The sequence below is a fragment of the Luteimonas sp. TWI662 genome, assembly GCF_039673825.1.
In the GTDB taxonomy this organism is placed as follows: Bacteria; Pseudomonadota; Gammaproteobacteria; order Xanthomonadales; family Xanthomonadaceae; genus Luteimonas.
In genome coordinates this window covers 117,300-134,698 of sequence record NZ_JBDJMI010000005.1, presented here as the reverse complement: position 1 = coordinate 134,698, position 17,399 = coordinate 117,300, and the positions used below count along the sequence as shown (strand labels likewise).

17 protein-coding genes are annotated in these 17,399 nt (G+C 69.8%); 10 read left to right on the top strand and 7 right to left on the bottom strand.

Going from position 1 to position 17,399, the window contains the following annotated elements; all coding sequences use genetic code 11:
* Positions 1-2 precede the first annotated feature (2 nt).
* Complete coding sequence (locus tag ABE488_RS05995) at positions 3-1,151, bottom strand: acyl-CoA dehydrogenase family protein (protein WP_346447489.1); 1,149 nt, start codon at positions 1,149-1,151, stop codon at positions 3-5.
* A gap of 312 nt (positions 1,152-1,463) precedes the next feature.
* Here ABE488_RS05995 and ABE488_RS05990 point away from each other — a divergent pair, with 312 nt between their 5' ends.
* From ABE488_RS05990 to mtnC, 7 genes are all read left to right on the top strand, one after another.
* Complete coding sequence (locus tag ABE488_RS05990; RefSeq protein ID WP_346444680.1) at positions 1,464-2,966, top strand: amino acid permease; 1,503 nt, start codon at positions 1,464-1,466, stop codon at positions 2,964-2,966.
* Between the two features lie 76 nt (positions 2,967-3,042).
* Positions 3,043-4,350 (top strand): amino acid permease, encoded by a 1,308-nt coding sequence (locus ABE488_RS05985; protein ID WP_346447488.1) that lies wholly within the window; start codon positions 3,043-3,045, stop codon positions 4,348-4,350.
* Entirely contained in the window at positions 4,347-4,598 is a 252-nt protein-coding gene (locus ABE488_RS05980) for a hypothetical protein (RefSeq protein ID WP_346444684.1), read from the top strand. The genes ABE488_RS05985 and ABE488_RS05980 overlap by 4 nt, the downstream gene beginning before the upstream one ends.
* Positions 4,599-4,628: 30 nt before the next feature.
* Positions 4,629-5,273, top strand: coding sequence for a methylthioribulose 1-phosphate dehydratase (locus ABE488_RS05975; protein ID WP_346444686.1), 645 nt, complete (start codon positions 4,629-4,631; stop codon positions 5,271-5,273).
* Positions 5,274-5,381: 108 nt separating this feature from the next.
* Positions 5,382-5,939: an acireductone dioxygenase gene (locus tag ABE488_RS05970; RefSeq protein WP_346447487.1), complete on the top strand. Its 558-nt coding sequence runs from the start codon at positions 5,382-5,384 to the stop codon at positions 5,937-5,939.
* A gap of 82 nt (positions 5,940-6,021) precedes the next feature.
* Entirely contained in the window at positions 6,022-6,228 is a 207-nt protein-coding gene (locus ABE488_RS05965) for a hypothetical protein (protein ID WP_346444690.1), read from the top strand.
* On the top strand, positions 6,225-6,914 hold the full coding sequence (mtnC, locus tag ABE488_RS05960) for an acireductone synthase (RefSeq protein WP_346444692.1): 690 nt from the start codon (positions 6,225-6,227) through the stop codon (positions 6,912-6,914). Before ABE488_RS05965 ends, mtnC begins: the two co-directional genes overlap by 4 nt.
* A gap of 1,151 nt (positions 6,915-8,065) precedes the next feature.
* Here the strand turns inward: mtnC and ABE488_RS05955 are convergent.
* Positions 8,066-8,572 carry a copper chaperone PCu(A)C gene (locus ABE488_RS05955; protein ID WP_346447486.1) on the bottom strand — a complete coding sequence of 169 codons (507 nt, stop codon included), beginning with the start codon at positions 8,570-8,572 and terminating at the stop codon, positions 8,066-8,068.
* A 118-nt stretch (positions 8,573-8,690) separates the two neighbouring features.
* On the opposite strand from ABE488_RS05955, the gene xseA reads away from it, so the two are divergent.
* The 3 genes from xseA to ABE488_RS05940 all read left to right on the top strand — a co-directional run bounded on the left by xseA (position 8,691) and on the right by ABE488_RS05940 (position 13,259).
* A complete protein-coding gene (gene xseA / locus ABE488_RS05950; protein WP_346447485.1) occupies positions 8,691-10,019 on the top strand; it encodes an exodeoxyribonuclease VII large subunit in 1,329 nt (442 codons plus the stop codon).
* Between the two features lie 82 nt (positions 10,020-10,101).
* On the top strand, positions 10,102-11,751 hold the full coding sequence (locus ABE488_RS05945; protein WP_346447484.1) for an acetolactate synthase large subunit: 1,650 nt from the start codon (positions 10,102-10,104) through the stop codon (positions 11,749-11,751).
* 41 nt (positions 11,752-11,792) lie between these two features.
* Complete coding sequence (locus ABE488_RS05940) at positions 11,793-13,259, top strand: aldehyde dehydrogenase family protein (RefSeq protein ID WP_346447483.1); 1,467 nt, start codon at positions 11,793-11,795, stop codon at positions 13,257-13,259.
* 22 nt (positions 13,260-13,281) lie between these two features.
* Here ABE488_RS05940 and ABE488_RS05935 read toward each other — a convergent pair whose 3' ends face one another.
* From ABE488_RS05935 to hisIE, 5 genes are read right to left on the bottom strand one after another with little or no spacing between them, the layout of a single operon-like run.
* Complete coding sequence (locus ABE488_RS05935) at positions 13,282-15,195, bottom strand: GGDEF domain-containing protein (RefSeq protein ID WP_346447482.1); 1,914 nt, start codon at positions 15,193-15,195, stop codon at positions 13,282-13,284.
* Positions 15,146-15,388: a hypothetical protein gene (locus ABE488_RS05930; protein ID WP_346444703.1), complete on the bottom strand. Its 243-nt coding sequence runs from the start codon at positions 15,386-15,388 to the stop codon at positions 15,146-15,148. Before ABE488_RS05930 ends, ABE488_RS05935 begins: the two co-directional genes overlap by 50 nt.
* A 27-nt stretch (positions 15,389-15,415) precedes the next feature.
* On the bottom strand, positions 15,416-16,204 hold the full coding sequence (locus tag ABE488_RS05925; protein WP_346447481.1) for an SAM-dependent methyltransferase: 789 nt from the start codon (positions 16,202-16,204) through the stop codon (positions 15,416-15,418).
* A 28-nt stretch (positions 16,205-16,232) separates the two neighbouring features.
* Positions 16,233-16,760 carry a GNAT family N-acetyltransferase gene (locus ABE488_RS05920; RefSeq protein WP_346447480.1) on the bottom strand — a complete coding sequence of 176 codons (528 nt, stop codon included), beginning with the start codon at positions 16,758-16,760 and terminating at the stop codon, positions 16,233-16,235.
* An 11-nt stretch (positions 16,761-16,771) separates the two neighbouring features.
* Positions 16,772-17,380 (bottom strand): bifunctional phosphoribosyl-AMP cyclohydrolase/phosphoribosyl-ATP diphosphatase HisIE, encoded by a 609-nt coding sequence (gene hisIE / locus ABE488_RS05915; protein WP_346447479.1) that lies wholly within the window; start codon positions 17,378-17,380, stop codon positions 16,772-16,774.
* Positions 17,381-17,399 lie beyond the last annotated feature (19 nt).

The following is a 17,399-nucleotide window of genomic DNA, read 5'->3' as shown; positions in this document are numbered from 1 at the left end:
GCTCAGCGCAGGCCGGTCTCGTTGCGGGCGATGACCAGCCGCTGGATCTCCGAGGTGCCCTCGTAGATCTCGGTGATCTTGGCGTCTCGGAAGTACCGCTCGATCGGCATTTCCTTCGAGTAGCCCATGCCGCCGTGGATCTGCAGCGCCTGATGGGTGATCCACATCGCGGTCTCGGACGCGGTGAGCTTGGCGATCGCCGCCTCGTTGCCGAAGCGCTGGCCCTGGCCCTTCGTCCAGGCCGCGCGCAAGGTCAGCAGCAGCGCCGCATCGAGCCGGCACTTCATGTCGGCGATCTTGGCCTGGGTCATCTGGAACGCGCCGATCGGCTGACCGAACGCCTTGCGCTCCTTGACGTAGGCAAGCGTCGCCTCGTACGCGGCGCGGGCGATGCCGATGGCCTGCGAGGCGATGCCGATGCGCCCGGCATCGAGCACGCCCATCGCGATCTTGAAGCCCTGCCCTTCCTCGCCGAGCACCTCGTCGGGCTGGACGACATAATCCTGGAACTCGATCTCGCAGGTCGCCGAGGCGCGGATGCCGAGCTTGGGCTCGGTCTTGCCGCGGTGGAACCCGGCGCGCTCGCCGTCGACCAGGAACGCAGTCACGCCGCGGGCGCCCTTGTCGGGCTCGGTCATCGCGAACAGCACGAAATACTTGGCGACCGGGCCGGAGGTGATCCAGCTTTTCTTGCCATTGACCACGAAGCTGCCGTCGGCCTGCTTGACCGCGCGACAGCGCATCGCGGTCGCATCCGACCCCGACTGCGGTTCGGTCAGCGCGAACGCGCCGATCTCCCGCCCCTGGGCGATCGCCGAGACGTAGGTGCCCTTCTGGGCCTCGGTGCCGTGGGTCAGGATGCCGTTGCAGAACAGCGAATTGTTGACCGACATGATCGTCGAGTGCGCGGCATCGCCGGCGGCGATCTCGATCATCGCCAGCACGTAGGCGATCGGGTCCATGCCCGCGCCACCGTACTCGGCCGGCACTTCGATACCCATCAGGCCGTTCTCGCCGAGCAGGCGGATGTTCTCCAGCGGGAACTCGCCCGTGCGGTCGAAGTGCTCGGCGCTGGGCGCGATCTTCTCTTTTGCGATCCGGCGCGCGATGTCCTGGATCATCAACTGCTCTTCGTTGAAACCGAACTCCACGGCCGCTCCGCTTCTGCATCAAGGTCAGCGGACAATTGTAGCGACGAACGCATCCCGACTGTGGGAGCGGACGTTGCGCACTGCAGCATGAATCCGCCCCGAACCCGTCCAGGCCGCAAGGCACACGCGTCGCGCCATCCGATATCGCGATGCGCCGCCGGACGGGCTGCAATGAATACGACGGCGTTGCTTGTGCCGGAACGCTGCGTTTGGCAAGGTACGGCGATTCGCGGGGCGCATCGGGATTCAGGGGGAATCGGCAGGGAGCCGCCCATTCGTGTGCCCGACCGACCGTCCAACCCGGGGAACCCGATGCTCAAGAATCTGCTGATCACCAAGCCTATCCAGGCCCAACCGCGTGTCGATGCCGGCGAACCGGTCGAAGGCGGCCTGTCGGGCGAAGCCAGCTTCAAGCGCACGCTCACCGCCAAGCACCTGGTGATGCTGGGGCTGGGTGCGGTCATCGGCGCGGGCATCTTCGTGATCACCGGCACTGCGGCTGCCAATCACGCCGGGCCGGCGATCATGCTCAGCTTCGTCATCGCCGCCTTCGCCTGCGCGATGGCAGGCCTGTGCTACGCCGAGTTCGCCGCGATGATCCCCGCCTCGGGCAGCGCCTACAGCTACACCTACGCCACCCTCGGCGAGGCGCTGGCCTGGTTCGTCGGCTGGAGCCTGGTGCTCGAGTACCTGTTCGCGGCCTCCACGGTCGCCGTCGGCTGGTCGGGCTACACGGTCAGTTTCCTGGAGTCGTTCGGGCTCCATCTACCCGCGGCATTGACCCAGGCGCCGATCAACTTCTGTACCCACGAAGCCGCGCAGGCCGGCGCCTGCGAGTTCGGCCGGTTCGTGCTGACCGGCGCGCTGTTCAACCTGCCGGCGCTGCTGATCGTCGCCGCCGTGGGCACGCTGTGCTACGTCGGCATCACCCAGTCGGCAACCGCCAACGCGATCATCGTCTCGATCAAGGTCGTGGTGATCCTGCTGCTGCTGGCCTTCGGCGCCCAGTACGTGAATGTCGACAACTGGTTGCCGTTCATTCCCGAAAACCAGGGCGGCGACCGCTTCGGCTGGGAGGGCGTGCTGCGCGGCGCCTCGATCGTGTTCTTCGCCTACATCGGCTTCGACGCGGTCTCCACCGCCGCCCAGGAGGTCAAGAACCCGCAGCGCGACATGCCGATCGGCATCCTCGGCTCGCTGGTGCTGTGCACGCTGATCTACATCGCGGTCTCCGCCGTGCTGACCGGCATGGTGCCCTACACCGCGCTCGGCACCGCCAAGCCGGTGGCGACCGCGCTGGAGGCCTATCCGAGCCTCGCCTGGCTCAAGGTCCTGGTGGAAGTCGGCGCGATCGCCGGCCTGACCACGGTGATCCTGGTGATGCTGATGGGCCAGCCGCGGATCTTCTTCTCGATGGCCCAGGACGGGCTGCTGCCGCGCTTCTTCGGCGCGGTGCACAAGCGCTTCCGCACCCCGCACAAGGGCACCGTGCTGGTCGCCGCGGTCGCTGCGATCATGGCCGCACTGCTGCCGATCCAGCTGCTCGGCGACGTGGTGTCGATGGGGACGCTGGTCGCGTTCGCGACCGTGTGCCTGGGCGTGATGGTGCTGCGTCGCACGCAGCCGGGGCTGCACCGCCCGTTCCGCACGCCGGCCGTCTATGTCGTCGGCACGCTGGGCGTGCTGGCGTGCCTGGGGCTGGTGGCGATCATGCCGATGCTCAACTGGATGGTGCTGCTGGGCTGGACGGTGATCGGCTTCACGATCTACTTCGCCTACGGCTACCGGCACAGCAAGCTGCGCAACGCCCGCTGAGTTCCGTCCACGGCCCGCATCGCGCGGGCCGTGTCCGTTTCCGACTTGGCGCTGCGCGCCACTGCGAGATTCCGCGATGTCCATTCCCTCGACGGCCCGGAAGATCGGACCGGTGCTGGCGACGTTCATGGTCGCCAACAACATGATCGGCTCGGGCTTCTTCCTGTTGCCGGCCACGCTGGCGCGCTCCGGTGCGGTGACGGCATTGTCGTGGCTGCTCGGCACGCTGCTGGCCGTGGCGCTGGGCGGTGCATTCGCGCGCCTGGCCCGGCAGTACCCGAACCTCGAATCGCCCGACGACTACATCCGCCCGACACTGGGGCGCGACATGGGCTTTCTGGCGTCCACGCTGTATTGGCTGTCGTCGTGGATCGGCAACAACGCGATCGCGGTGGCGGCGTTCGGCTACCTGATCATCCTGCTGCCGGTCGAGGCGACCCCCGGTGCGCAGGTCGTCGGGCAGGTCGTGCTGATCTGGTCGATGTTCGCGCTGAACCTGTTCGGGCCACGCACCATCGCCCGGTTCCAGTCGTTCTGCGTGGTGTTCGGCCTGCTGCCGGTCGCGGCGATCCTGATCGCCGGCTGGGCGCACTTCGATCCCGATCTGTACCTGGCCGGCTGGAACGTCAGCGGGCAATCGGACGCGGCGGTCGCGATCGGTTCGCTGTCGGTGGTGTTCTGGGCGTTCATCGGCCTGGAGACCGGGGCGATGGTCGCCGGTGTCGTCCGCGACCCGGACCGCAACGTGCCGATCGCCACGCTCGGCGGCATCCTGCTGGCCGGCGTCGTCTACCTGGTCTCCTCGGTGCTGATGATGGGCATCGTGCCGGTCGCCGAGCTCGCGCAATCGAGCGCACCGTTCGCACTGGTCGCCGGCCAGATGTTCGGGGCCTGGGCGATCCCGGTGATCGCCGCAGCCGCCGCCCTGAAGGCCACCGGTACGCTCGGCGGCTGGATGCTGGTGACCGGCGAGTCGGGCGCGCGCGCCGCCCAGCGCGGCTTTCTGCCGGCGATCTTCGGGCGGCTGCTGCGCAATGGCGCGGCCGCCACCGGCTTGCTGATCGTCGTGATCTCGATGACCGCGATCGCCCTGACCACCTTCTCCGACTCGGTGGCCAACCAGTTCGAGACCATCATCAACATGGCGGTGACGCTGGTGGTGATGGCCTATGCGGCCGCGGGCCTGAGCCTGTTGCTGGGCAACCGGACCCATGTCTCGGGCACGCGCGAGCGCCTGCTCGGCATGGGCGCCCTGCTCGCCTGCGGGCTGCTGGTCTGGTCGACGCCGATCGAGACGTTGATGGGCGCGGCGATCATCGCGTTGCTGGCCTGGGCCGGCTATCGCGGCTTCGGCCGCCGCACACGGCCGGATGCCGCGCCGTGACCGCGCCCCGCAAGGAGGACTACTGGTTTCCAGCCAAGTCCTTCGGCTGGGGCTGGGGCGCCCCACGGCGCTGGCAGGGTTGGGCGGTGCTGGCGGTCTATGCGCTCAGCGTCATCGTCGTGCTGCTGCGGTTTCCGCCGCAGCGCGATCCGGCCGCCTTCTTCGGCTGCCTGTCGCTGGCCACCGGTCTGTTGATCGCGACCTGCGCGCTGAAGGGCGAACCACCGCGCTGGCGCTGGCGTCGTTGAAGGACACGGGCGCGCGGTAGACTCTGCGCCATGCACGCACCGACGCCCTCCTTCGACCCCCACCGCCTGCGCGAGCTCGCAGGCGAGCTGATCGTCAATGTCCGCGAACTCGCCCAGGCCGGCTGGACGCCGGCGACCAGCAGCAACTTCTCGCAGCGCCTCGACGACCGCCACGCGGCGATCACGGTGTCGGGCCGCGACAAGGGCCGGCTGCAGGAAGGCGACATCATGGTCGTCGACTTCGACGGCCAGGCTGTCGGCAGCACCCATCGGCCGTCGGCCGAGACACTGCTGCATACCCAGCTCTATCGCCGGTTCCCCGAGGTCGGCTGCATCCTGCACACCCATTCGCCCAACCAGACCATCGCCTCGCGCCTGTACGCGGGGGCCGGGCATGTGCGCATCGAAGGCTACGAACTGCTCAAGGCCTTCGCCGGCAACGCAACCCACGAGACCGCGATCGACGTGCCGGTGCTGCCCAACAGCCAGCATATGCCCACGCTGGCCGCGCAGGTCGAATGCCTGCTCGATGCCGGCCCGATGTGGGGCTACCTGATCGACGGCCATGGCCTGTATGCCTGGGGCCGCGACATGGCCGAGGCGCGCCGGCACCTGGAAGCCTTCGATTTCCTGCTGCACTGCGAACTGGCGCTGCATCGACTGCGCGCTCGTTGACCTCCCGTTCCGCGCGTGCGTGGAACGCCCGCGTTCCGCGCCGGTCAACGCTGCCTTCCGGAGCAGCTGCTAGTCTGGCGCGCCCCTCTTTGCCCGAGCCAGACCGCCATGAGCCGCCTCCGCATCTTCGCCGACAACGCCCCTGATACGCCGCTGTTCGACAGCCGCGACGGCGAGGAGATCGCCCGCGAGCTCGGCGCACTGGGCGCGACCTTCGAACGCTGGGAAGCCTCGCAGCCGGTCGCCGCCGGCGCCTCGCCCGAGCAGGTGCTGGCCGCCTACAAGGCCGACATCGACCGCATCAGCGCCGAGCGCGGCTTCACCACGGTGGATGTGATCAGCATCGCGCCGGACAATCCCAACCGCGACGAACTGCGCAAGAAATTCCTCGACGAACACCTGCACAAGGAAGACGAGGTCCGCTTCTTCGTCGACGGCTCGGGGCTGTTCACGCTGCATGTCGAAGACAAGGTCTACGAGATCGAATGCGTCAAGGGCGACCTGATCGGCGTGCCGCACGGCGTGACCCACTGGTTCGACATGGGGCCGGAACCGCGCTTCGTGGCGATCCGCTTTTTCCAGCAGCCCGACGGCTGGATCGGCCACTTCACCGGCTCCGACATCGCCCAGCAGTTCCCGCGCTACGAGCCGGGCGCGCGCGACTGAACAACCCCGAGGCTGGCATCGCCCCGGCGCACGGCCGCCGGTGGCATCATGCCGCGTCCGTTTTGTCCGCAGTTCCGACGCGATGATCCTGACCGACATCGAAGGCACCACCAGCAGCATTTCGTTCGTCGAGGATGAGCGCGCAGGCCCTGCGTCCGCCGTCCAGGCGGACGCAATGCGCGCGAACGACCGGCCAGGGATGACCGGGCCGGTGCCAGGTGTGGGCGAGGATGCAACGCCAGGGACGGCCTCCTTTTCACGCGCGCGACGAGAGCAACAGATCGCATGATCCTCACCGACATCGAAGGCACCACCAGCAGCATTTCGTTCGTCAAAGACGTCCTCTTTCCCTATGCCCGCCGCGCCCTGCCCGGCTTCGTCGCCGCGCATGGCGCCGATCCCGAGGTCCGGCGCTGGCTGGACGTGGTGGCGACCGAGCACGGCGCGATGTGCGACGACGCGATGATCGTCGAGACGCTGCAGGGCTGGATCGACGAGGACCGCAAGCACACCGCGCTCAAGGCCCTGCAGGGCAGGATCTGGGAAGCGGGCTACCGCGAGGCCGACTTCACCGCGCATCTCTATCCCGACGCGGCGCAGGCGCTGCGCCGCTGGCATGCGGCCGGCGAACGCCTGGCGGTGTACTCGTCCGGCTCGGTGCCGGCGCAGAAACTGTTCTTCGGGCACAGCGACGCCGGCGACCTGACCGGTCTGATCTCGGCCTGGTTCGACACCGAAGTCGGCGGCAAGCGCGAGGCGGCGAGCTATGCGCGCATCGCCGAGGCGTTGCAGCAGCCCCCGGACGCCATCGTGTTCCTGTCCGACGTGGTGGCCGAACTCGATGCCGCGCGCGACGCCGGGCTGCGCACGGTGCTGGTGGACCGCCTCGACGACTATCCCGAACCGCGCGATGCCGCCGCCGCGAACGGCCACCGCCGCGTGACCTCGTTCGACACGATCGATCCGGCAACCTGACCGCCCTCGTCTTGCGCCCGCGCTGAGCACCGCACGCGCGTCAAAACCGGCCTGCGGAGACGGAGGTCGAACGGCGAGCGCACCTGGGGGCAATCGCCGGGTGCGCATCGCCAACAGATGCGGCGTCGCGCGCGCCGCGCCGCCTTGTAACGAGAGCAATTCTCATTCCGTCATAGGCCGCGTGCGCTCGCTAGAATCGACGCACGCCGCAAGCCCGCCATCGCCAGCCAGCCGCGTACGACCCGCCCGCCAGCCCTCGCTCGCCAGCCGGTCATCTTTCGGAAAACCCGCGCCTGCGCGGGTTTTTGCGTTTCAGCGCTCGTCTGGTGCGCGATGGTCTTATCGTGCCGCGCTCGCCGCATCGTCCGACGCCGGACGGACAATCACCGCTCCCCATCGTCGCAGCGAACGCAGGTCAGGACGGGCTTGCATGCACGCGTCGCCGAAACATCGCCGCGAGCGTCCACCCCCCACCCCAGCCCTCCCCCGCACGCAGGGGAGGGAGCACCGCAGCGCTGCGTTCGACCGGGATACGGCCCAGGCCCGCACCGCGTACAGCGGCTGTGCGTCCCCTCCCCCGCGTGCGGGGAGGGAGCACCGCAGCGCTGCGTTCGACGGGATACGGCCCAGGCCCGCACCGCGTACAGCGGCTGTGCATCCCTCCCCCGCACGCAGGGGAGGGAGCACCGCAGCGCCGCGTTCGACGGGATACGACACAGGCCCGCACCGCGTACAGCGGCCATGTGTCCCCTCCCCGCGTGCGGGGAGGGAGCACGGCAGCGCTGCGTTCGACGGGATACGGCCCAGGCCCGCACCGCGCATAGCGGCTGTGCGCCCCCTCCCCCGCATGCGGGGAGGGAGCACGGCAGCGCTGCGTTCGACGGGATACGGCCCAGGCCCGCACCGCGTACAGCGGCTGTGCATTCCCTCCCCCGCATGCGGGGAGGGAGCACGGCAGCGCTGCGTTCGACGGGATACGACACAGGCCCGCACCGCGTACAGCGGCTGCGCATTCCCTCCCCCGCATGCGGGGGAGGTCGACGCGCAACGCGCGGCGGGTGGGGGCAAGTTCGAGCCCCGTTGGCCCCGCATCGCGCGGCCCAGGCCACACCGACGCGATCAACGTCTGCGCGACGCGATCGCGCGCGTCGTCAATGGCCGCCATGGCCCTCGGCCGGGGCATCGCCGGCCAGCGGGCGGACGTCGAACTGGACCTGCTGCGCAGGCGCATGTTCGAAGTGCAGCGTCGCCTCGACCGTGGCGCCGGCGCGCAACGGCTCGACCGGGTCGATGAACATCAGGTGGTAGCCACCTGGGCGCAGTTCGACCTCCGTGCCGGCGGCGAGCGGGACGCCGTCGGGCAGTTCGCGCATGCGCATCATGCCGCCGTCGTGGCGCATCTCGTGGATCTCCACCGCAGCGGAGGCGGTGCTCTCCACCGACACCAGCCGATCGTCGCCGGCACTGCGCAATGTCAAGTAACCACCGGCCACCGCCGCGTTGGGCGGGGTCTCGCGGATCCAGGCGTTCGACACCGCGACCTGGGCGGCATCGGTCCCGGTCGCCGGCGCGGGGCCTTCCGGCGACGACGGTTGGCAGGCGGCCAGGGCCACGGCGGTCAGGCCGGCGGCAAGAAGACCGAAACGGGGAAGGCGCATCCGAGTACTCCACTGCGACGCCTGCGGCGCCTGGCCGGCCATTATCGCCGGCTGCGGACGTGGTGCCTGCGACCGGGTGTCGCAGCCCCGCCCGCCGCGTGCCGGTATCCTTGTGCGCATGCACGATTCCGCACGCGACGTCCTGACCCCGAGCCAGCTCAACACCCTCGCCCGCGGGCTGCTGGAGGACAGCTTCCCCCAGGTCGCAGTCGAGGGCGAGTTGTGCAACGTCTCACGCCCGGCGTCGGGCCATATGTACTTCACGCTCAAGGACGCGCGCGCCCAGGTGCGCTGCGCGCTGTTCCGGCAGAAGAGCCAGTGGCTGCGCTTCGTGCCCCGCGACGGCATGCTGGTGCGTGCGCGCGGCCGGGTGACGCTGTACGAGGCGCGCGGCGACTACCAGTTGATCCTCGACACGCTCGAAGAAGCCGGCGAAGGCGCGTTGCGGCGGGCCTTCGATGCGCTCAAGGCCCGGCTGCAGGCCGAGGGCCTGTTCGAGGCCGAGCGCAAACGCCCGCTGCCGGCGTTTCCGCGGCGCCTGGGCGTGATCACCTCGCCATCGGGCGCAGCGGTGCGCGACGTGCTCAGCGTGCTGGCGCGGCGCTTCCCGCTGCTCGAGGTCGAGGTGCTGCCGACCCTGGTCCAGGGCGTGGACGCGCCTGGGCAACTGCTGCGCACGCTGCAGCGCGCGGGCGAGAGCGGGCGCTACGACGTACTGCTGCTGACCCGCGGCGGTGGCTCGCTCGAGGACCTGTGGGCCTTCAACGACGAGGCGCTGGCGCGCGCGGTGGCCGCCTCGCCGGTGCCCGTGGTCTCGGCTGTCGGGCACGAGACCGACTTCAGCCTGACGGACTTTGCCGCCGACCTGCGCGCACCCACGCCGTCGGCCGCTGCCGAACTACTGACGCCCGACCGCAACGACCTGCTCGGGCGCGTGCGCCAGTTGCAACGCCAGGTCGACGCCGTGCAGTTGCGCACGCTGCAGGCCTGCGCGCAGCGGCTCGACCGTGCGGCGCTGCGCCTGCAGGCCACCCGCCCGCAGGCGCGGCTCGACGCCCTGCGCCAGCGGCAGGACGCAGCGCTGCGCCGGCTGCAGGCTGCCCAGCGGCAACAGCTGCAGCAGCGTCAGGCGCGGCTCCAGCATGCCGGCGCGGTGCTGCGCGCGGCCTCGCCGCAACGCCGGCTCGCCCAGCTGCACCAGCGCCTCGATGCGCTACAGGCGCGCCCGCAGGCCGCGGTCGCCCGTCGGCTGCAACGCGACGCGCTGCACCTGCGCGGGCTGGTGCGCTCGCTCGAGGCGGTGAGCCCGCTGGCGACGATCGCGCGCGGCTACAGCATCCTGCAGCGCGACGACGGCCGCATCGTGCGCAGCACCGCCGACGCCGCGCCCGGCGATCGGCTCGATGCACGCGTCGGCGATGGCACGCTTCGGGTCGAGGTGCAGTAGCGCGGCGCGGTCCGCCCTCGCCCGGTGATCACGCCGGGGCTGGCACGATGACCGGCGATCTGTCGCTGGAGTACACGGACCGATGACCAAGGCCTCCGACCTGTTCGTCTCGGCGCTGGAAGCCGAAGGCGTGACCCATGTCTTCGGCATCCCGGGCGAGGAGAACCTCGACCTGCTCGAATCGCTGCGCGCGTCCACGATCGAGCTGGTGCTCACCCGCCACGAGCAGGCCGCAGGCTTCATGGCCGCGACCTGGGGACGGCTGACCGGGCAGGCCGGCGTCTGCCTGTCGACACTGGGCCCCGGCGCGACCAACCTCGTCACGCCGGCCGCCTACGCCCAGTTGGGCGCGATGCCGATGTTGATGATCACCGGCCAGAAGCCGATCCGGACCAGCAAGCAGGGGCATTTCCAGATCGTCGACGTGGTCGACATGATGCGGCCACTGACCAAGTCGACCCATCAACTGGTGTCCGCCGACGCCATCCCCGCGCGCGTGCGCGACGCGTTCCAGCGGGCGATGGAGGAACGTCCCGGCGCGACCCATCTCGAACTGCCCCAGGACATCGCCGGCGACGACACCGATGCGCGCCTGTTGCCTGCCCCCTACACGCGCCGTCCATTGGCCGAGCACAAGGCGATCGCGCATGCCGCGCAGGCGATTCGCAATGCCCGGCATCCGCTGCTGATGATCGGCGCCGGCGCCAACCGCAAGACCACGGCCAAGATGCTGCGGGCCTTCGTCGACCGGCTCGGCATCCCGTTCTTCAGCACCCAGATGGGCAAGGGCGTGCTGGACGAGACGCATCCGCTGTGGCTCGGCACCGCCGCGCTGTCGGATCACGATTTCGTGCACCGCGCGATCGATGCTGCCGACTGCATCGTCAACATCGGCCACGATGTCATCGAGAAACCGCCGTTCTTCATGCACCGCGGCCGGCGCACGGTGATCCACGTCAACTACGAAAGCGCCGTCGTCGATCAGGTGTACTTTCCGCAGATCGAGGTCATCGGCGACATCGCCAATACGGTCTGGCAACTGGCCGAGGCGCTGGATGCCCCGCAGCCGCACTGGGATTTCACGTTCTTCGATCGCGTGCGGACCGCGCTGTGCCGGAACATCGCCGAACTCGCCGCCGACGACCGTTTCCCCGTGCACGTGCCGCATTTGGTCAAGACGCTGCGCGATGCGATCGACCCGCGCGACATCGTCTGTCTCGACAACGGCCTGTACAAGTTGTGGTTCGCGCGCAACGACCGGTGCCGCGAGCCCAACACCCTGCTGCTGGACAACGCACTGGCGACCATGGGCGCCGGCCTGCCCTCGGCGATCGCAGCCAGGTTGGTGCACGGCGACCGCAAGATCGTCGCAGTCTGCGGCGACGGCGGCTTCATGATGAATTCGCAGGAGTTGGAAACCGCTGTGCGCCTGGCGCTCGACCTGGTGGTCATCGTGCTGCGCGACGATGCCTACGGCATGATCAAGTGGAAGCAGCAGCACGAGGATTATCCGGTGTACGGCATGGACTACGGCAATCCGGACTTCGTGCATTACGCACAGAGCTACGGCGCGCGCGGCCATCGCCCCACCAGCGCCGCCGCCTTCGCACACACGCTGCGCACCGCGCTGGACACGCCGGGCGTGGATCTGATCGATCTGGCCATCGATTATCGCGACGACGACGCCCTGCTCAACACCGAGATTCCCGCGCGCAGCGCCGCGATCGACTGATCGCCGCCGCGTCCTTCCGCCTTTCGACTCCGGAGCGCCCAATGGCCAAGCACAAGACCGCCCCCAAGACCGCCGGGCTCGCCCGCCGCTACCCCTACTACCTCGCCAACGTCGCGGTCGCGGCGAACGCCGATCTCGAAGTCCGCGACAAGTACAGCGGACAGGTCGCCACGCGCGTGGCGATGGGCGATGCGACGGCGATCCGCAAGGCGATCGTCGCCGCGCACAAGGCCCGCGAGGCGATGGCCGCGTTCGCGCCCGACCAGCGCCGCGATGTGCTCGAGCACTGCGTGCGCCGGTTCGAAGACCGCGCCGAGGAGCTCGCGCTGGCGCTGTGCATCGAGGCCGGCAAGCCGATCAAGGACGCACGCGGCGAAGTGACGCGCCTGATCGACACCTTCCGCATCGCCGCCGGCGAGGCGACCCGGCTCGACGGCGAGGTCGTCGAACTGCAGATCTCGTCGCGCACCCGCGGCTATCGCGGCATGGTCAAGCGCGTGCCGGTGGGCGTGTGCAGCTTCATCACCCCGTTCAACTTCCCGTTGAACCTGGTCGCGCACAAGGTGGCACCGGCGATCGCGGCCGGCTGTCCGTTCGTGCTCAAGCCCGCAGCCAAGACCCCGGTCGGCGCGCTGATCATCGGCGAGATCCTGGCCGAGACCGACCTGCCCAAGGGCGCGTTCTCGGTGATCCCCTGCAGCAACGAGGACGCCGCCGCGCTGACCGAGGATGCGCGCATCGCGTTGCTGAGCTTCACCGGCGGCCTGGTGGGCTGGGACCTCAAGGCGCGCGCCGGCAAGAAGAAGGTCGTGCTGGAGCTGGGCGGCAACGCCGCCTGCATCGTCGACGAGGATCCGGGCGCGAGCCTGGACCACGTGGTCGAGCGGCTGGTGTTCGGCGCCTATTATCAGTCCGGGCAGAGCTGCATCGGCGTCCAGCGCATCTATGCGCATCGCGCGATCCACGACGCGCTGCGGCGCAAGCTCAAGAAGGCCGTCGGCGCACTGCGCATGGGCGATCCGCGCGACGAGACGACATTCATCGGCCCGGTGATCGACGCCGATGCGGCCGACCGCATCCAGTCGTGGATCGATGCCGCGCGCAAGGGCGGCGCCAAGGTGATCGCCGGCGGCAAGCGCGAAGGCACGATGATTCCGGCCACGCTGCTGGAAAAGGTGCCGCGCGACGCCGACCTCCAGCGCAAGGAGGTGTTCGGTCCGGTCGCGCTACTCGAGCCGGTGGACAGCTTCGACGAGGCGATCGCGCGGGTCAACGACAGCGATTTCGGCCTGCAGGCCGGCGTGTTCACCGGCAACCTCGCCCACGCGATGCGCGCCTGGGACCGGATCGAAGCCGGCGGCGTGATCGTCGGCGACGTGCCGAGCTTCCGCGTCGACAACATGCCCTACGGCGGCATCAAGGACTCGGGCATCGGCCGCGAAGGCGTGCGCTATGCGATCCGCGACATGTGCGAGGATCGGCTGCTGGTGATCCGCGACCCGGTCTGAGCCCGTGGGGCGCCGCCTGTGATCAGGCGATGGCGCGGCGGGTCGGATCGCCCGCATGTGCCGGCGCAGCCGCGACCTCATGCACCCTGCCACGCAGCGCCTGTGACGCCTCCGGGTCGTCGCCCTGCGCGTGGGGGTCGAACACCCGGACCTGCCGCCGACCATTGCGCTTGGCCGCATACATCGCCTGGTCGGCCTGGCGCATGAGCGCGGCCAGGCTGTAGCCGCCCGTGATCGCGCTGGCCACGCCGAAACTGGCCGCGATCCGGAACCCATACCCCTGGGCCTGGGTGTCGACGCCGGCCAGCCGCGCCTGCGCATCGCCGGCCAAGCGGCGTCCGGCAGACTCGTCCAGCCCCGGCAACAACAGTGCGAACTCCTCGCCGCCCAGCCGACCGAAGCTGTCGATCTCCCGGCACAGCGGCTGCACACGGACTGCCACCTGCTGCAGGGCCCAGTCGCCGGCTGCATGCCCGTGGCGGTCGTTGACCAGCTTGAAGTGGTCGAGATCGAACATCACCAGCACCGCCGGCATGCGCTCGCGCGCGCACTGCGCGAGTGCGGCTTCGGCCCGCTCGCTGAAGTGCTGCCGATTGCTGATACCGGTCAGCGCATCGACCTCGGTCATCCGCTTCAGGCGCATCTGCAGGCGCTTGGTCTTGTAGGCCCAGTAGCCGACCGACGCGACCAATCCCACCAGCACCAGCGTCAACAGCAGCCAGCTGCGCGCGCGCTGCTCGGTGACACTGCGCTCGAGTTCGAGCAACTGATTCTTCTGGCGCAGCAGCTCGATCTGCTGGGCCTGCTGCAGCGACTGGTGGCGCACGACCTGATACGCCATTTCGCGTGTTTTCACATCGTTGAAATGGGCGCGCTCGGCATCGACATACTGCCGATAGGCTGCCAGCGCGGCCACCGCATCGCCCTTGGCCAATGCCAGTTCGTACTGGACCCGATGGGCGGTGACGCGCGCCTCGGTGGACGTCGCATCCTGGCTGTTGGCGAGTGCGGCCTCGGCGTGCGCGCGTGCCGCGGCAGGCTGCCCGGCGCGTTGGCTCAATGCCGCAAGCGCCGCGCGGGTCTGCGCGATCAGGAACGGGTAGCCGGTGCGCTCGACCGCAGCCAGTCCGCCGCCGAGCAGCGCCAAGGCCTCCTCCCATCTGCCGCGCGTGTCCCATTGGCGGGCGATATGCAGGCGGACGAACCCCGCGAAGATCGGCTCGCCCTGCGCAGTGCACCGATCCAGCGCGCTCTGCCCGGCCGCATCGGTAAAGGACTGCCCGAGCCCATTGATCGCCTCGAGCAGCACACCGCCGGCCGCGCAGGCATTGCGCCCGTCTGGATCTTCGCGCAGCACGCGCTCGGCATACTGCTGTGCCTGGCCGAACTCCCCCACCTGGTTGTAGACGATCGCCGCGACCATCAGGCCGCGATGGCGCAGCTGCGCGTCCTCGACCTGGTCGGCCAGCGGCAGCATCGTCTCGAGCATCCGCAGTGCGTCCTCGAAGCGCCGCTGGACCGCGTAGATGTTCGCGAGCATCGACGCGGTCTCGAAACGGGCCACCGGATCGGCCGTCGACGCCAGCAATGCCGTCAGCTGGTCGGTGGCGATGGCCGACTGCCCGCTGGTCATCATCCGGTGCACCCGCAGCAGTTGCACCCGTGCGCGCTGGGCCTCGGTCGCGGTCTCGAGATGGCCGGCCATGTCGCGCAGCAACGCGTCCACGCGCTGGGGATCGGACGTCCTGAGCGCACTCGCCTCTTCGATCAGCGCATCGAGCGCGTCGCCGGCCAGTGCCACCTGCGACAGGACGATCCCGACCAGAAGCAGACCCAACCGCCAGCGCGCGCGCGATCGCACGTCCCGCGCATCGCCGGCCACGGCCTCACGCGGAGCGTTCGCCCGGATCATCGTCATCGCGCCGGTCGCCGTCATCGTCCTGATCCGGTTCATCCTGCGGGGGTTCGCTCTGTCCGTCGTCGGGAGTCATGATCATGCAGGCCACGATCGCCGGCACGCTCGTCCCGTCGGCCAGGAAGGCCAGTACCGCATCGGCGACTTCCGGACCGACCGGATCGAACGCGGTTCCGGCCCCCGCCGATTCCAGCAACGCGACAACGTCGAGCATGTCCCCCCCAGTCGTTCTCGATTGTGCTCAGTCGGCCGCGCCCGCGGCGCCTGCCGACCATGCCATGCCCACGTCCCGCTCCAGCGCCTTTCCCGGCGGCACCACCAGCGTCGTGTGCTGGTGCAATCTCGCCTGCGCCAGCGCCTCGAACGGCAGCCGCTCGAGGCGGGGCCGCACGGTGGGCAGCGTAGCAGCTTCGTAGAGCGTCACAACATGTCCGGGCGGGTAATCCCGGGCCAGGCGGGCGACCAGCGCGGCGCGCTCCGCGCCGGTGCTGTGGAACCGCCCGGTGTCGCGGACCCCGGCCACCCCGACCTGCCACAGCACCAGCCAGGCAGCAGGGTCGACGATCCGTCGGTAGAACAGGAACTGGCTGGCCTCGTAGTGCTGGCAACCGACGTCGCCCGGATCGATCCCCAGATCCGCGTACAGACAGTCCTCGGCCGAGATCCCCGGCTCCATGACGGCCTGAAAGCCCTCGGCACGGGCCGCCGCGATCGCCTGGTGGGGCACCTGCGCGAACACCCCCGGGTGGCCGTAGAACGCACCGCACACATCGCGCCCGGCGCGCACCTCGGCCAGCATCGCAGCGATCATGCCGGCATAACTGCGGTGCCGGGAGCGGCCCTCGCGATAGAACGGCTGCAGGCTGCGGACATCCGCATTCATGCTCCGCACCCACAGCTCGACCAGCGGATCGGAGACGGCGACGAAGACGACCTCCGCCGTCTCGATATGGCGTCTGGCGCGTGGCCCCAGATGCGCGCCGAGCATCATGCCGACACCGACGCAGGCCAGCCGCCCCCTGCCTTCCATCGTCAACTCCCCTGCACGAGCGCGGAATCTAATCGGCAGATGCACCGCCGGCAAGCGCGCGCCAGGCCGTGCGACCGAGACGCCAGCGCTGCCAGCCCTCCACCGGCGCAGCGCGCACGAACCCCAGGCGCCGCATCAGGCCGACGGCGGCTGCATGGCCGGCCCGGTGCCGGGTCCACAGCGCCTCGAATGCGCCGGTGCCGAGCGCGACCTCGCACAGATGCCCCAGCGCCGCGGTCGCTACCCCCTGCCGTTGCGCCGCAGGCGCCAGCAACAGCCCGGTCTCGGCGTCCCGACCGGCCGCATCGGGCACCAATGACAGCAATCCCTGCGCGCCGGCGGCAGTCTCCAGCCGCCAGAACCGGGCGGCAGGCGGGTCGCCCCGCATTTGCCGACGCGCCGCAGCGAATGCACGGGTCGCGGCGGAACGATCGAGCGCCGGGCCGACCTGCCGCATCGTCGCCGGATCGCCGTACAGGGCGACAAACAGGGCGGCGTCATCGTCGGCGAGCAACGTCGCGCGCCCCCCGACGGCCTCGAAGTTCCCGGGCCACACGCAAGGCCGCCTCACCGGCCCCGCGCGGCCAGCACGCGCTCGACATCGGCCAGCGACAGCCCGCGCGCGCGCAGCAGCACCAGCAGGTGGTACAGCAGGTCGGCGCTCTCGCCGAGCAGGTCGTCGTCGCCCTGCGCGACGGCTGCCAATGCAGTCTCCACGCCCTCCTCGCCGACCTTCTGGGCGATCCGGCGGATGCCGCCGTCGAACAGCCGCGTCGTGTAGCTGCCGTCCGGCCGCTCGCGTGCGCGCTGCGCGACGCGCGCATCCAGTTCGGCCAACACACCGCCCGGGGCGGATGGGAAACAGCTGGGCCGCTGCAGATGGCAGGTCGGCCCCTGCGGCCGGGCCAGCACCAGCAGCGTGTCGGCATCGCAATCGGCCTCGACCGAGACCAGTTCGAGCACGTGGCCCGACTGTTCGCCCTTGGTCCACAGCCGACCCTTGCTGCGGCTGAAGAACGTCACCTGCCCCAGCCGGCGCGTGGCATCGAGCGCGTCGCGATCCATGTAGCCGAGCATCAGCACGCGCAACGTGTCGGCGTCCTGGACGATCGCCGGCAGCAGGCCGTCGCCCTTGTTCCAGTCCAGGCGCGCCGGGTCGAAGGACATGTCGGTCATGGCATCGTCCTGGGGCGCA